The sequence below is a fragment of the Mycobacterium haemophilum DSM 44634 genome, from assembly GCF_000340435.2.
Taxonomy (GTDB): Bacteria; Actinomycetota; Actinomycetes; order Mycobacteriales; family Mycobacteriaceae; genus Mycobacterium; species Mycobacterium haemophilum.
Genome location: NZ_CP011883.2, coordinates 3,968,995 through 3,984,759, shown reverse-complemented (window position 1 = coordinate 3,984,759; position 15,765 = coordinate 3,968,995). Strand labels below are relative to the sequence as shown.

At 61.8% G+C, this 15,765-nt stretch carries 11 protein-coding genes and 1 pseudogene; 10 read left to right on the top strand and 2 right to left on the bottom strand.

Annotated elements, in window-relative coordinates; translation table 11 throughout:
• The 9 genes and pseudogenes from B586_RS18710 (at position 1) to B586_RS18665 (ending at position 12,765) form a co-directional block, all read left to right on the top strand.
• Positions 1-4,470 carry a type I polyketide synthase gene (locus tag B586_RS18710; protein WP_054879150.1) on the top strand — a complete coding sequence of 1,490 codons (4,470 nt, stop codon included), beginning with the start codon at positions 1-3 and terminating at the stop codon, positions 4,468-4,470.
• Positions 4,471-4,480: 10 nt separating this feature from the next.
• Positions 4,481-5,476 (top strand): daunorubicin/doxorubicin resistance ABC transporter ATP-binding protein DrrA, encoded by a 996-nt coding sequence (locus B586_RS18705; protein ID WP_047316492.1) that lies wholly within the window; start codon positions 4,481-4,483, stop codon positions 5,474-5,476.
• Positions 5,473-6,342, top strand: a complete 870-nt coding sequence (locus B586_RS18700; protein ID WP_054879151.1) for an ABC-2 transporter permease — start codon at positions 5,473-5,475, stop codon at positions 6,340-6,342. Before B586_RS18705 ends, B586_RS18700 begins: the two co-directional genes overlap by 4 nt.
• Positions 6,339-7,169, top strand: a complete 831-nt coding sequence (locus B586_RS18695) for an ABC transporter permease (RefSeq protein ID WP_047316490.1) — start codon at positions 6,339-6,341, stop codon at positions 7,167-7,169. Before B586_RS18700 ends, B586_RS18695 begins: the two co-directional genes overlap by 4 nt.
• Positions 7,170-7,202: 33 nt before the next feature.
• A complete protein-coding gene (locus B586_RS18690) occupies positions 7,203-8,474 on the top strand; it encodes a phthiocerol/phthiodiolone dimycocerosyl transferase (RefSeq protein ID WP_054879152.1) in 1,272 nt (423 codons plus the stop codon).
• A gap of 592 nt (positions 8,475-9,066) precedes the next feature.
• Positions 9,067-9,977 (top strand): annotated as a pseudogene (locus B586_RS18685) (WS/DGAT domain-containing protein); the annotation flags it as partial.
• Between the two features lie 15 nt (positions 9,978-9,992).
• Positions 9,993-10,478 (top strand): NUDIX hydrolase, encoded by a 486-nt coding sequence (locus tag B586_RS18680; RefSeq protein ID WP_054879153.1) that lies wholly within the window; start codon positions 9,993-9,995, stop codon positions 10,476-10,478.
• A 331-nt stretch (positions 10,479-10,809) separates the two neighbouring features.
• Positions 10,810-12,048, top strand: coding sequence for a cytochrome P450 (locus tag B586_RS18670; protein WP_054880817.1), 1,239 nt, complete (start codon positions 10,810-10,812; stop codon positions 12,046-12,048).
• Positions 12,049-12,474: 426 nt separating this feature from the next.
• A complete protein-coding gene (locus B586_RS18665) occupies positions 12,475-12,765 on the top strand; it encodes a hypothetical protein (RefSeq protein ID WP_054879155.1) in 291 nt (96 codons plus the stop codon).
• Between the two features lie 116 nt (positions 12,766-12,881).
• Here B586_RS18665 and B586_RS18660 read toward each other — a convergent pair whose 3' ends face one another.
• On the bottom strand, positions 12,882-13,958 hold the full coding sequence (locus tag B586_RS18660; protein WP_047316484.1) for an ATP-dependent DNA ligase: 1,077 nt from the start codon (positions 13,956-13,958) through the stop codon (positions 12,882-12,884).
• Positions 13,959-14,064: 106 nt separating this feature from the next.
• On the opposite strand from B586_RS18660, the gene B586_RS18655 reads away from it, so the two are divergent.
• Entirely contained in the window at positions 14,065-15,360 is a 1,296-nt protein-coding gene (locus tag B586_RS18655) for an MFS transporter (protein WP_054879156.1), read from the top strand.
• A gap of 106 nt (positions 15,361-15,466) precedes the next feature.
• Here the strand turns inward: B586_RS18655 and B586_RS21680 are convergent, their stop codons facing one another.
• The gene (locus tag B586_RS21680; protein ID WP_211141534.1) at positions 15,467-15,730 is read right to left on the bottom strand and encodes a PPC domain-containing DNA-binding protein; all 264 of its coding nucleotides are present in this window, start codon (positions 15,728-15,730) and stop codon (positions 15,467-15,469) included.
• Positions 15,731-15,765 lie beyond the last annotated feature (35 nt).

Genomic DNA, 15,765 nt, shown 5'->3' with positions numbered 1-15,765 from the left:
GTGAACACCCCCGACAACGCGATCGCGGTGGTCGGCATGGCCGGCAAATTTCCGGGCGCCAACGATGTGTCGGCGTTCTGGACCAACCTTCGGCGCGGCAAAGAGTCGATCGTCACCCTGTCTGAGCAAGAGCTGCGCGACAATGGTGTCAGCGACAAGACACTGGCCGATCCGGCGTACGTGCGTCGCGCACCGCTACTCGACGGCATCGACGAGTTCGACGCCGACTTCTTCGGGTTGCCGCCGCTGGCCGCGCAGGTACTGGATCCACAACACCGGTTGTTCCTGCAGTGCGCCTGGCATGCGCTAGAGGATGCAGGCTGTGACCCGGCGCAGTTCGATGGCTCGATCGGCGTCTACGGAACCAGCTCTCCCAGCGGCTATCTCCTGCACAACCTGTTGTCGCAGCGCGACCCCCACGCCGTTTTGGCTGAGGGACTCAACTTCGACCAATTCAGTCTGTTCCTACAGAACGACAAAGACTTTCTGGCAACTCGGATATCGCACGCGTTCAACCTGCGGGGCCCAAGCATCGCGGTGCAAACCGCGTGCTCGTCGTCGCTCGTCGCGCTGCACCTGGCCTGCCTGAGTCTGCTGTCCGGTGAATGTGACATGGCATTGGCCGGCGGATCGTCGCTGTGCATCCCGCACCGTGTCGGTTACTGGAACTCGCCGGGATCGATGGTGTCGGCTGTCGGCCACTGTCGGCCCTTCGACGTGCGAGCCGACGGCACTGTCTTCGGCAGCGGTGTCGCGTTGGTGGCCCTCAAGCCGCTACAGGCCGCTATCGACGCCGGCGACCGAATTCACGCTGTCATCCGCGGATCGGCGATCAACAACGATGGATCCATGAAAATGGGTTACGCGGCGCCCAATCCGGCCGCTCAGGCCGATGTCATCGCCGAAGCCCATGCGGTGGCCGGCATCGATTCGTCGACCGTGAGCTATGTCGAGACCCATGGAACCGGCACCCCGCTCGGTGACCCCATCGAAATCCAAGGGCTGAAAACGGCATTCGAAGTATCGCAGACACCCCGCCCGGGCCCATGTGTGCTGGGGTCGGTCAAATCGAACATCGGCCACCTGGAAGTCGCCGCCGGAATCGCGGGTCTGATTAAAACGATTCTGTGCCTGAAGAACAAAGCGATTCCCGCGACGCTGCACTACACCAGTCCGAACCCGGAACTGCGTCTGGACCAAACTCCATTCGTCGTGCAAAGCAAGTACGGCCCATGGGAGTGGGACGGCGTGCGTCGGGCCGGGGTCAGCTCATTCGGGGTCGGTGGTACCAACGCCCACGTCATACTCGAGGAAGCGCCGGAAGTTCCTGCGCACGCCGCGCCGACCGGCCCCCAGGTGATCTTGCTGTCGGCGCAAACCGCTGCGGCGCTTGGCGAATCACGGGCCGCCCTGGCCACGGTTTTAGAAAAATCAGGCGGCCCGGACCTGTCCGACGTCGCCTATACGCTGGCTCGTCGCCGCAAGCACGACGTCACCATGGCCGCCGTCGTTCGTGACCGGGAGCATGCGGTCACCGTCCTGCGGGCGGCCGAGCACGACAATGTTTTCGTCGGCGAATCGGCAGACGCAACTGAATCCTCCTCAGACCGCGTCGTTTTCCTGTTTCCCGGGCAGGGTGCTCAGCACGTCGAAATGGCCAAAGGGCTCTACGACACCGAACCCGTCTTCGCTGAACACTTCGACACCTGCGCCGCGGGATTCCGCGAAGCGATGGGGGACCTAGACCTGCACTCCGCGATATTCAGCGGTACCGCAACGGATCTGGAGCGCATCGACCGTTCGCAACCAGCGCTGTTCACGGTGGAATATGCGCTCGCGAAATTGGTTGACAGCTACGGCGTGCGCGCCGGGGCATACATCGGATACAGCACCGGCGAATACATCGCAGCCACCCTGGCCGGCGTATTCGATCTCGAGACGGCGATCAAAACGGTGTCATTGCGTGCCCGCTTGATGCATGAGTCGCCGCCGGGTGCCATGGTCGCGGTGGCGCTGGGCCCCGACGACATCACCAAGTATCTCGCCGAATACGCGGCCAAGGGCGTCGAGCTGTCTGCCGTGAACGATCCGGGTAACTGCGTGGTCGCCGGGCCCAAAGACCAGATTCGCGCGTTCAGCCAACGTCTTAACGAGGCGGGGATACCCGTCCGGCGGGTCCGCGCAACTCATGCGTTCCATACCAGTTCGATGAATCCCATGCTGGCAGAATTCTCCGAATTCCTGTCCCGCCAACAGCTCCGCGTTCCGAGCACGCCGCTGCTGAGCAACCTCACCGGAACCTGGATGTCCGAGCAGCAGGTCACCGATCCGGAAAGCTGGACACGTCAAATCAGTTCCACGATCCGCTTCGCCGACGAGCTCGACGTGGTGCTGTCGCAACCGGGTCGAGTCCTGGTCGAGGTTGGTCCCGGCGGCAGCCTGACCGGTTCGGCGATGCGTCACTCGAAGTGGTCGAGTGAGCACCGTACCGTTCGGCTCATGCGCCACCCGCTGCAGAACACCGATGACCGCGACACTTTCCTGCGTGCGCTGGGTGAACTCTGGTCTGCTGGAGTCGAAGTCGACTGGACGCCGCGGCGTTCGGCCAATCTCAATTCCGGGCCGCACCTGGTTTCCTTGCCTGGTTATCCGTTTGCCCGCCAACGGTATTGGGTCGAACCGAAGCACACGGTCTGGACGCAGGTTCCCGGCACGAGCAACGACGCACCGATCGGCGCTAGGGCTGCGGCCACCGTCGATGGGGCGCACAGCGGGGCGTCGCAGACCGAGGCCACGTTGCAGCGCATCTGGTCACAGTGCCTAGGTGTCAGTTCGGTCGATCGGAACGCCAATTTCTTTGACCTCGGCGGCGACTCGTTGATGGCGATCAGCATCTCGATGGCCGCGGCCAACGAAGGCATGACCATCACACCGCAGGATATGTATGAACACCCGACTCTGGCCTCGCTGACGGCCGCCGTCGATGCCTCATTCGCGTCGAGCGGGTTGGCGAAACCACCGGAGGCCGCGGCGCATCCGGCGGTTCCGCCCAACATCGCTTACTTCGTTGAGCGGGGGTTGCGCGACATCGGCCGCTGGTGCGTCCCGCTGATCCTGCGGCTTGACCCCAAGGTAACGCCAGACGACATTCGAGCGGTGCTGACTGCGGTGGTCAACCACCACGACGCGTTGCGCCTCAACCTGATCGACAACGACGGACTGTGGGAGCAGCACATCGCGGGGCCCGCGGACTTCACCCGGCTCTCGACCCGGTCGCTTCCCGATGACGTAGCCGCCGACAGTGCCGAGGAGCGGGCGGCGGTGTCCAGCATCCTGGACGAACTCATAGCCGAAAATGGGGCTAATCAAGCCTATTCGGATGGGCCGCTGGCCGCCGTGCAGATCACTACCCCCCACGGTGGTCCGCACTACCTGGGTCTTGTCGTGCACCAAATGGTCGCCGACGACGCATCGCGCCAAATCCTAGGGACCGACATCGTCACCGCGTTTGGGCAACGGCTGGCAGGCGAGGAGATCGCGTTGGAACCGGTCACCACCGGGTGGCGGGAATGGTCACTGCGCTGCGCGGCCCTCGCGACGCATCCGGCAGCTCTCGATAGTCGCTCCTTCTGGATCGAGAATGCAAACAAGGTGAATTTGTGGCCGACCGATGCCATTCCCAATGCACCCAGTATCGATGCCACCCAACCGCCCGGCGCCAACGATCTGACCAAGGTGTCGTGCACACTTAGCGGCGAGCAGACATCTCAGCTAGATGATGCCCGGCGCAGGTTCCGACGGTCGATTCAAGCGATCGTGCTGGCCGCGCTTGGCCGCACAATCGCTCAGGCGGTCGGTGACGGCGTGGTCACCGTGGAGCTCGAGGGCGAAGGCCGCTCGGTGCTACGGCCGGATGTCGACCTGCGCAGAACAGTCGGTTGGTTCACGACGTACTACCCGGTTCCGCTGACATGTGCCAAGGGGCAGGGCGCGCTTGCGGAGCTAGACGCCGTTCATAACACCCTTAAATCCGTTCCGCACTACGGAATTGGGTACGGTCTGCTGCGGTATGTGTACGCGCCGACCGGGCGCGTCCTAGGGGCGCAGCGCACACCCGACATCCACTTCCGGTACGCGGGCGTGATCCCAGAGCTACCGTCCGTCGATGCTCCGGTACAGTTCGACTCGGACGCGACGCTTCCGGTGCGAGAACCGATCCCCGGGCTGGGCCACGCCATCGAACTTCGGGCGTATCGATCTGGTGGCTCACTGCATCTCGATTGGTGGTACGACACCCGCCGGATCCCGCAAGAAACGGCAGAAGCACTCGCGCGGTCCTTCCCGGCCACGCTTAGCAAGCTGATCCAGGAGGGCATCGCGATGCAGCAGGACCAACACGACGAGAGCGAAATAGTTGGGGCACCCCAAGCGGGCGCCCTGGTGGACCTGTCGAGCCTGGACGCCGGCTGAGGAGGATCGGATGCGCAACAACGATATGGCTGTGGTGGTTCGCGGGGTTCACAAGGCCTACGGCAAGGGCAAGATTGTAGCCCTGGCTGGCGTCAATTTCGAGGTGGGCCGCGGTGAAGTGATTGGTTTGCTTGGCCCGAACGGGGCCGGCAAGACGACCATGGTGGACATCTTGTCGACGCTGACGCGGCCGGATCAAGGCTCGGCGACCGTCGCTGGCTACGACGTCGTTTCCGAGCCGGCCGGTGTGCGGCGCTCGATCATGGTCACCGGACAGCAGGTGGCTGTCGACGACGCGCTTACTGGTGAGCAGAACCTGATGTTGTTCGGTCGCCTGTACGGACTGAGCAAATCCGCGGCGCGCACACGGGCACACGAACTGCTCGAGCAATTTGGCCTGATGGACGCCGGGAAGCGGTGGGTCGCCACGTATTCCGGCGGGATGCGTCGACGGATAGATATCGCGTGCGGATTGGTGGTCCAACCGCAAGTGGCGTTCCTCGACGAGCCCACCACCGGTCTGGATCCAAGGAGCCGGCAAGCCATTTGGGATCTGGTGGCCAGCTTCAAGAAGCTCGGTATCGCCACGTTGTTGACCACACAGTACCTCGAGGAGGCAGATGCGCTTAGTGACCGGATCATCCTGATCGATCATGGCAGGGTCATCGCGGAAGGCACCGCGAATGAGCTCAAGCACCGCGCCGGCGACACCTTCTGCGAAATAGTGCCGCGTGATCTCAAGGATCTGGACGCTATCGTCGTAGCGTTAGGTTCGCTGTTACCCGAGCACAGCAGGACCATGCTGTCGCCCGAATCAGACCGGATTACGATGCCAGCGCCAGACGGCACGCACACGCTCATCGAGGCCGCGCGCCGGCTTGAAGAGGCGAACATCGAGCTGGCCGACATCGCGCTACGTCGGCCGTCGCTCGACGACGTATTCTTGTCCATGACAACGGATCCCAGCGAGTCTCTGAGCCATCTAGCCGCGGGGGCCCTGCGATGAGCGCCCCGGCCTTAGATCCGATTCCGGCCTCAACCTCCACGAGGGCAAGTACGACTATAGAAAAGCCAGCCCCCTCGACGCGCCAGCAGTGGTGGGTGCTCACTACGCGCTACATGGATACAAGGCTGCTTGCCCTTGAGAAAATTACCCAGATCGGCGCTCCGGTGGTTTTCACGGTGGGCCTCTACATACCCTTCGCCATACCGTGGAATCATTTTGTGGGGGGACCCAGCTCAGGCGTCGCCAGCAGCTTAGGGCAATACGTCACTCCGCTGATTATGTTGCAGTCCATCGCGTTCGCCGCCATGGGGTCGTCCTTCCGGGCAGCAGCCGACTCGTTGAAAGGCATCAATCGACGGTTCAGCTCTATGCCGATCGCCCCGTTGACACCGCTGCTTGCCCGCGTGTCAGACGCCGTGCAGCGATGCTCCTGGGGTTTGGGGGTGGCATTGATCTGTGGCTACGTGATCGGCTTCCATTTCCATCGCGGTTCGCTCTATATCGCTGGTTTTTGTGTATTGGTGCTGGTAATCGGGACCGTGCTGTCATTTGCCGCTGACCTGCTTGGCACCGCTACCGGGAACCCCGACGCAACGTTGCCACTGCTGAGCTTGCCCATTTTGATCTTCGGACTGCTGTCCGTCGGTCTCATGCCTGTCAAGCTGTTTCCTCATTGGATCCAGCCATTTGTCCGCAATCAACCGATCTCCCAGTTCGTGCTGGCGCTTCGCGCACTGGCCGGGGATACCACTAAGTCAGCCCTACCGGTGACATGGCCCATCATGGCGCCGACGTTGGCGTGGCTGGTCGGTTTCCTGGTTGTCCTGGTGCCCACATCCATCTTCGTTTTGTCTAGACGGCCATGATTCATATGACAAGTCAGGTAGTCGGGTTGGAACCCGTACGCTCGCAGTACCCAGACAACTCTGCTCGGCTGCTCGTTTCGCAGACTCTATTGCAGACCAAGCGGTTACTCACTCGGTGGGCGCGTGATTACGTCACCATCATCGGCGCACTCGTGTTGCCGATTATCTTCATCCTGGTGCTGGACATTGTGCTCGGCAATCTGATTTACGCGATAACCCGCGAGAGTGCGCTCTACAGCATCGTTCCGCTAATCTCGCTCGGTGCTGCGATCACTGGATCAACGTACGTCGCGATCGACCTGATGCGCGAGCGTTCCATCGGCCTGCTTTCCCGATTGTGGGTGCTGCCTGTGCACCGGGCATCGGGCCCGCTCTCTCGAATCCTCGCAAACGCAATTCGGACCCTCTTCACCACCCTGGTGATGCTGGGTACTGGGGTGATATTGGGTTTCCGGTTTCAGCAGGGTGTGCTTGCGAGCCTCATGTGGGTTGGCGTCCCGGTGATACTTGGCATCGCAATCGCCGCCATGGTCACCACGGTGGCGCTCTACGCAGAGCAAACATTCGTGGTTGAGGCAGTTGAGCTAACGCAAGCAATCACGATCTTTTTCTCCACGGGTCTGGTGCCCCTGAACCAGTATCCAGGCTGGATCCAGCCGCTTATTGCCCATCAGCCAGTGAGCTACGCCGTTGCGGCGATGCGCGGATTATCGATGGGCGGTCCAGTCCTCGCTCCGATGATCGCGACCCTGTTGTGGACAGCGGGTATTTGCGCCGCATGCGCGGTACCCCTTGTAGTTGGCTATCGACGGGCCTGCACGCATTGAGCCAGCATGCATTGATCAGTTGGGAGTCCTGAGGTGTTTCCTGGATCAGTGATCCGAAAGCTGTCACACAGCGAGGAAGTCTTCGCGCAGTACGAAGTTTTCACTTCCATGACAATCCAGCTGCGTGGTGTTGTCGATGTCGATGCGCTGTCGGAGGCCTTCGACGCGCTCGTGGAGACCCATCCAATCTTGGCCAGTCACCTTGAGCAAAGTCCCGATGGTGGTTGGAATCTCGTTGCCGATGACCTGCTCCACTCAGGGATCTGTGTCGTCGACGGCACCAACGGGGCGGGGTCGGGTATTAGTGGAGGCCAGGCCGAAGTGCGGCTCGATCAGAGCGAGTCCTTATTGAATATGCGGCTCACGCTTCGCGAGGGGGGCGGCGAGCTCGTACTTTATATTCATCACAGCATGGCCGATGGTCACCATGGGGCCGTTCTTGTCGATGAACTGTTCTCCCGCTACACCGACGTGGTGACCACCGGTGACCCCGGCCCGATAGTCCCACAGCCCACACCGCTGTCCATGGAGGCCGTGCTGCAACAGCGGGGCGTCAAAAAGCACGGCCTGTCGGGAGCCGAGCGTTTCCTGTCGGCGATGTATGCCTATGAAATACCTGCCACCGAGACGCCGACTGTCCTCGCGAAACCTGGATTGCCCCAAGCTGTTCCGGTCACGAGGCTCTGGCTCACCAAGCAGGAAACATCGGACCTCGCAGCGTTCGGCCGTGAACATCGACTCAGCATCAACGCCGTGGTAGCGGCGGCTATCTTGATGACCGAGTGGAAACTTCGCGAAACCCCGTACGTCCCGATTCCCTACGTTTACCCCGTCGACTTGCGATATGTTCTCGCGCCCCCAGTAGCCCCGACCGAAAGTACCAACCTACTCGGGGCGGCGGGCTACCTCGCTGAGATCGGGCCGGACACCGACATCGTCGATCTAGCAACCGATATCGGCGCCACACTTCGGGCTGACTTGGCCAACGGTGTGGTTCAACAGTCGGGCCTGCACTTCGGTACGGCATTCGAAGGAACTCCGCCCGGGCTGCCACCACTTGTCTTCTGCACTGACGCCACTGCGTTCCCAACGATGCGCACGCCGCCGGGTCTTGTAATTGAAGACATTCAGGGTCGTTTCTATTGTTCGGTCAGTGTTCCCCTCGATCTCTACTCCTGTGGCGTCTACGAAGGGCAACTGATCATCGAGCATCACGGACACATCGAGGAACCGGGGAAGGCTCTGGACGCGATACGTTCCTTGCTGTGCACTGTTCCCTCGGAGTATGGCTGGATCATGGAGTGACCCGAAGGTCGGGTTTGCGTCGTCGCCGAAGAGTTCCGACCCGTCCTGAATAGCCCGACCGCCAATTGTGCCGTTGCGGCTAGCCCACCTGCGTCTTTGCCGTTGTTGTCGGCTGGATGCATCCCACTCAAGCCAGGTCGAGGCTGAGGCGGTGGGCGATAGTGCGGATCGCGTACTTCCTGATTCCTACGGTGGCCCAGACGGCGACCGTGACCTTTGAGTGCCTCGGTGACATATATCGAGCGGCGGCGTAGTCGTGGATTGCCGCTTCCACTGCTGAAGAGCGAAACCTGCTGTTGAAAAGGGTAATTGGGACAGCAACCCGCGACGTAGGTCGTGGACGGCAAGGATGGGACCGAAGTATGCCGTCGCCCGCGTGCTGCTTTGGCCAGACCGGTGTGCGGAGTGCACCATTGTGGGTGGCTGGTTGCGGTAGCTTGCGTGGTTTTACCCTATTGCTGACGTTGCATACCGGTAATCATGTGCTGCAGTTCGCTTCCAGCACTGAAGTCGGTGTGCATGGCGTAAGTGCGATCAGATCGTTGTGGTGCGTTAGCGGTCGCGGTCCTCGCGGGTTGTTTGAGGAGGAGTTCTGATGCAGCGCACACTGTCCGTTGACTCGGATGACCCCCAGGTGCGGGCGATGTGGAACCTTCCGCGGCGAGCGCGTCCGCAGTCCAACGGCTCTTCGTCATTGGGCTCGCTGGTCAAGATAGCGGGATCTGTTGTGGAACTTGACCCGTCGGCAGTAAGGCTAGCGCGGGCCGCGCTGTTCGAGCAGCAATTGACCCTGCAGTTCGCGGCTCCGCACACGATGTTCAACGTCAAGATCGGTGGAGCCCGCCGATGCGCTGCCCAGTCTTGGTCGCTGGACCGCGTCAAGAAGGTCAAGGAAGCCGCAGGAGTGACTGTCAACGACGCTGTCTTGGCCATGTGTGCCGGTGCGTTGCGTTACTACCTGATTGAGCAGAATGCCCTGCCGGATAGACCGCTGATCGCGATGGTGCCGGTGTGCCTGCGCTCGGAAGCAGAGGCTGACAGCGGCGGCAACCAAATCGGCAGCATTCTGTGCAACCTCGGCACCGACGTCGAGGATCCCGCAACGCGCATTGAGATCATCAGCGAATCGATGTGTTGTAACAAGAAAGTCCTCGCCGACCTGCCGCGGCTGCAGGTACTCGCATTGTCGGCGTTGAACATGGCACCGCTGATGCTGGCGGGTGTCCCGGGTTTCGTATCGTCGGTGCCGCCCGCATGTAGCATCGTGATCTCGAATGTGCCGGGACCCGCACAGCAGAGGTACGACAGCGGCGCCCGGCAAGATGGCAGCTACCCACTTCCAACATCCCGGATGGTCAAGTCTTGAACATCACCCTGGTGAAAAATACCGGCCGTCTCGACTTCGGCTTGGGTGGATGTCGCCGTGATGTGTCGCACCCGCAGCGGTTGCTTGAGCACATGGAGTCGTCGCTCAAAGATTTCGAACGCGCCGTCGGGGCCTGAAAGACAGCACTTTTCATGTCCAAGTTAAGCGCGGGTGTCCTGTTGTATCGGGCCCGGGGCGGCGTCGTTGAAGTCTTGATCGCACATCCGGGTGGCCCATTTTGGGCCCGCAAGGACGACGGGGTCTGGTCGATTCCAAAAGGCGAGTACGCCCACGGCGACGATCCCTGGGTGGCCGCGCAGCGCGAGTTCTCCGAGGAGATCGGGCTGCCGGTGCCGGCCGGGCCGCGAATCGACTTTGGTCCACATAAACAGCCCAGCGGCAAGGTGGTCACCGCCTTCGGTGTGCACGGGGACCTCGACATCACCGACGCGCACAGCAACACCTTCGCAATGGAGTGGCCGAAAGGCTCAGGCACGGTACGCGAGTTTCCCGAGGTTGACCGGGTCGGCTGGTTTTCGGTCGCGCAGGCGCGCACCAAGCTGCTCAAGGGACAGCGCGTATTTCTCGATCGCTTGATGATGCATTCGGGGTTGGCGGGATTAAGCGAAGGAACGTGACCCCGCGGTAGGTTCGCAGACATGCAGACAGTGCGAATATCCAACACGCGGCGCAACGGACTAGCCGAATCTCCTTATACCCCACAGCTGCCGGGCCGCGCGCCATGCCCGGCCTGGAGCGATCTCGCCGACTGGTTGGCCGCTGCCGCGAGATCGTCAGCATTCACCGACAGCAACCCCATCACCGGGCCGATGCCGTCGCTAAGACAGCCATGATGAGTCCGCACCGGCGCGTACGAAACAGCGTCATGGCGCACCTGGTTTGCGCCGGACGTTTCGGCCGACCGGCTTCTGCGTCGCCGCGCGCAGCGACGCCGGGCACAATGTGACCATGGCGACGACCACGCCCGCCCCGCAGGCCGAATCGCAAGCCTTGTTGTTGCAACTGTTGGACCCGGGTAACCGGGCTGATCCCTATGCGCTGTTCGCGCAGCTTCGTGGCCGCGGGCCGATTGAGCTACCTGAGGCCAACCTCGCCGTCTTCGCGACCTATCGAGACTGCGACGAAGTTCTGCGGCACCCGTCGTCCAGCAGCGACCGACTCAAGTCGACGATTACCCAGCGGCTGCTGCACAGCGGTGCGGTACCGCGACCGCCGGGCCCGCCGGGCTTCCTGTTCCTCGACCCGCCGGATCACACTCGGCTGCGCAGGCTGGTCAGCAAGGCATTCGCGCCGAAAGTGGTGAACGCGCTGCAACCCGACATCAAGGTATTGGTGGACGGATTACTCGATAGTATTGCCGCCAAAGGCCGGTTCGATGTGATCGATGACTTCGCCTATCCGCTGCCCGTGTCGGTCATCTGCCGGCTGCTCGGTGTCCCGCTCGACGACGAGCCCCAGTTCAGTCGTGCATCGGCACTGCTAGCCCAGTCGCTGGACCCGTTCGTTACGTTCACCGGGCAGCCATCCGACTCCATTGAGGAGCGTTTGCAGGCGGGCCGTTGGCTGCGTGAATATTTTCACGATCTGATTGAGTGCCGCCGATCGCAACCAGGCGATGATTTGCTGTCGGGCATGATTGTGGTGGAGGAGTCTGGCGATCAGTTGACCGAGGAGGAGATCGTCGCCACCTGCAACCTGCTGCTGATCGCGGGACACGAGACCACGGTGAACCTGATCGCCAATGCCATTTTGGCGATGTTGCGTCACCCCGGACAGTGGGCTGCGTTGGGTGCCAACGCCGATCGTGCGCCGGCGGTCATTGAGGAAACCCTGCGTTACGATCCGCCCGTGCAGCTGGCCAGCCGAACGGCGGGCGACGACATGACAATTGCTGACATCGAGGTCATCAAGGGGGACACCATGATCCTGTTGCTTGCCGCGGCTCAGCGCGATCCCGCCGAGTTCGACCGACCCGATACCTTCGATCCCGATCGGAGTATATTGCGGCACTTGGGATTTGGTCGCGGATCCCACTATTGTCTGGGTGCGCCGCTGGCACGGTTGGAAGCCAGCGTGGCCCTATCGACGATAACGGCACGCTTCCCGGGCGCGCGGCTGGACGGTGAGCCGCAGTATAAGCCGAACGTCACATTACGCGGGTTGTCGGCGCTGGCGGTCGCGGTCTAACCGGCCGCAGATTTGGTGCTAGCCCTAACCTAACTCCGCGACGCCCGGTGTGTTCACGCGTGATCGGGCCACACGCCACATCAGCGATGTCCGGTCTTGCCGCGCCGCATCGGGGTTATCCACAGTTGAAAATCCGTCCACAGCTTAGGGTTTCGACGCTGCCGTTGCCGACGGCCACGATCGATAATCGAAATTATGTTCGATTATGTGTTCTCGGCTGTCGCGGCGTGGCGCTCGACCCTGAAGCCGATATTTCGGCCGAATCCAAGCCGCTGGCCGCCTTGATGGCCATCGGCGGTGTGATACCTCAGCACAGCTGGACGAGATGGTCCGTGACAGTGCGAAAGTCCGATCGGTGCCGGGGGCGGATCGATCCAACTAATACCAAGATTTGGTAATGCCAAGATTCGGGGAAAGCGAACCACTATGACTCCTAACGTCCCGCTGCCCGCCGGGGCCATGTTTGCCGATCCCTGGCAAGAGGTCGGGACTGGGGCGCCCCCGTGGCGGGCAGTCGCCTTCCTCCGCCGTCGGATCATCGGCCACGACGCTCAGGTGTCGATGAGCGGGATTCAGTACGCCGCCGATAGCCACGTCGATGACTTCCAGATCCTGGTTGAGGGTCTTGAGTGCGATTACTTAAACAGCGATCAGGCTCGTGAGCTTGCCGCCGCGTTGCTCGAGGCCGCTGACGAGATGGACAGACGCGCGCGATGAGCAGCTTGCAAGCTACGTTACTAACGCTGGACATTAAGGGTTGATGCGTGATCCGCTCAGTCAACGACGGCGAATGCCGCCGCGTTGCCTAGCGCAACTAACCGCCGCGATGTGGGTTAGGCGAGGCCGGGCACGATGTCGCTGAGGCTGAAGGTGAGTGGTTGTTCGAGCTGATCGTAGGTGCACGACCGGGGGTCGCGATCGGGGCGCCAACGGCTGAACTGGGCGGTATGGCGGAACCGTCGTCCTTCCATGTGGTCGTAGCGGACCTCGACCACCCGCTCGGGTAGCAGAGGCACAAATGAGAGGTCCTTGCCGGTGTTCCAGCGGGATGTTTCGTTCTTGCGCGGCGTGCGTTCGCCGGCTTTGTGGGCGGCCCAGTTCCACGGGTGGCCGTCAAAGCCGGTGACCAGTGGCTGCAGTTCGGTGAACAGCTGCCGCCGCTCGGCCATCGGGAAAGCGCCGATCACCCCGACCGATGCGAGTTGGCCGTCATCCTGGTAGAGCCCGAGCAGCAGCGAGCCGATCGCGTCGGTGTCGGACTTGTGTACTCGGTAGCCGGCGACCACACAGTCGGCAGTCCGTTCGTGCTTGATCTTGAACATGACGCGTTTGTCGGGTTGATAGGTGATCGTCAGCGGTTTGGCGACAAGGCCGTCCAGGCCCGCCCCCTCGAACTGCGCGAACCATCGCTGTGCTGTCGCCCGATCGGTGGTTGCCGGCGTGACGTGGATCGATGCGGCCGAATCGGCCGCCGAAACAGCTAATGCGTCAACGAGAGCGGAGCGCCGCTCGCTGAACGGTCGCTCGGTGTAGTCATCGTCGCCGAGGGCGAGCAGGTCGAACGCGATGAAGGAAGCCGGCGTCCGCTCGGCGAGCATTCGCACCCGCGAATCGGCTGGGTGGATGCGCTGTTGTAGTGCCTCGAAGTCCAAGCCGTGGTCGGTAGCGATGACAATTTCACCATCAATCACGCAGCGTTTGGGCAACTCTGCGGTGGCCGCCGCGACCAACTCGGGGAAGTAACGGGTCATCGGTCGCTCGTTGCGGCTGCCAAGCTCAACTTGATCGCCGTCGCGAAAGCATATGGACCTAAATCCATCCCATTTGGGCTCATACGACGCATTTGCTGGGATCGATCGAACCGACTTGGCCAGCATTGGCGAGACCGGTGGCATCACGGGTAAGTCCATTGGTTCATTCTGATCGTTAATTCGCCTCCTCCCCAGTGCTGGCCCATTCCGGTCGAGCCGGCGCGGCGTCATAAGGGCGGGTCAGCGTCGCCTATAGCATGTCCGGATGAAGCGCGTCGCCTTGGCAAGCCTGATTGGTTCCGCGATCGAGTTTTACGACTTCTTCCTCTATGGCACCGCAGCAGCTCTGGTGTTCCCCAGCGTGTTCTTTGCCAACTTAGCGCCGACAATGGCGACAATCGCATCGCTGGCAACGTTTGCTGCAGCGTTCTTCTCGCGGCCGTTGGGAGCCGCGATTTTGGGGCACTTCGGTGATCGCCTCGGCAGGAAAGCAACTTTGGTCGCAACGTTGTTGATCATGGGTCTGTCCACCGTGGCGGTGGGTTTGCTCCCTGGCGTGACCACCATCGGCGTGGCGGCGCCATTGGTCTTGCTCACGCTGCGGCTGCTGCAGGGAATAGCGCTCGGCGGCGAATGGGCTGGGTCGGCACTGCTGGTTGCCGAACACGCGCCGGGCGACAAACGCGGACACTATGGAATGGTCACCCCACTCGGGGCTGGCGTCGGCCTGGTGCTTGCCAACGTGGCCATGCTGGCCGTCAACTTCACTATCGGAGAGACCAGCCCCGCGTTTATGAGCTGGGGTTGGCGGGTGCCGTTTCTGCTCAGTGCTGTGCTGGTTGTTGTTGCTCTTTACGTGCGCCTAAACATCGCCGAGACCCCGGTTTTCGCGTTGCATAAGCTAGATGAGCCCGCGGATACAACTGTGCTTCGCGCCCCCATCACCGAGCTTTTCCGGACCCAGCTTCGACAGGTCGTCCTCGCGGCCGGGTGCGCGGTCGGGCTATTCGCGCTGAGCTTTATGGCCGGGACCTATCTGATGAACTACGCGCGCACCGAACTTGGCCATTCACGAGACCTGATCCTGCTTGTTGGTGCGCTAGGCGGGTTGTCGATGGTCGCGTTTGTGGTGCCGGCGGCAGTCTGGTCGGATCGTTTCGGCCGACGACGCATCATGCTGTGCGGCTTTGTTGTTAGCGTGCCTTGGGCGTTCGTAGTGATGCCATTGATGGATACGGGTGACTCCGTCCTGTTCGGTGTTGCTATCGCCGTGACGTATGCGATCGTGGGTGCGCTGAATGGACCACTGGCCTCGTTTATCCCGGAAACCTTCGCCACCCGCTACCGATACACCGGTGCGGGACTGACATTTAACGCTGGTGGAATCATCGGCGGCGCGGTGCCGCCGATGATTGCCGGCGCACTCGCAGCAAGTGTTGGGGGATGGGCCGTTGGGTTGATGATGGCCGTCCTGATACTCACCAGCCTCGGCTGCACGTTCCTCCTCCCGGAAACACGGGGAAACACGCTGATAGACAGCAAAATATTTGCGACACCGTAACCTGGGCGGATCCCCAGATGACACGCCCGATGTCTGAATCCTTCTATCTCACTTCCCGATTGCGCCAGCGGCGCCGTATTTTCGGTCACGCCTGGTTGGCATGCGATCACACTGTGTCAAAGCGAAGCAGTGGGACATCGTAGACCTCAGCATCAGGTCGCCGCCGCATCATCGGAGCGACGACCTCGAGGACGAGCATTTCCGTGAGAAACTGGACCTTCGCGCCGAGCGAATGGCCACTGTGTCCACTGGCGCTGTGCTCCTTGAGCCCGATCGCGACGTGGATATGTGGTTGTACTTGTTGGCTGCCAGGGTCATAGGCGACGGTTCCACCACCGAACGCTTCACGTTCGTCAAATCCTTGCTCCACACCGGGGCATCCGGGTTCTCCAGTTTGTCGCAGGT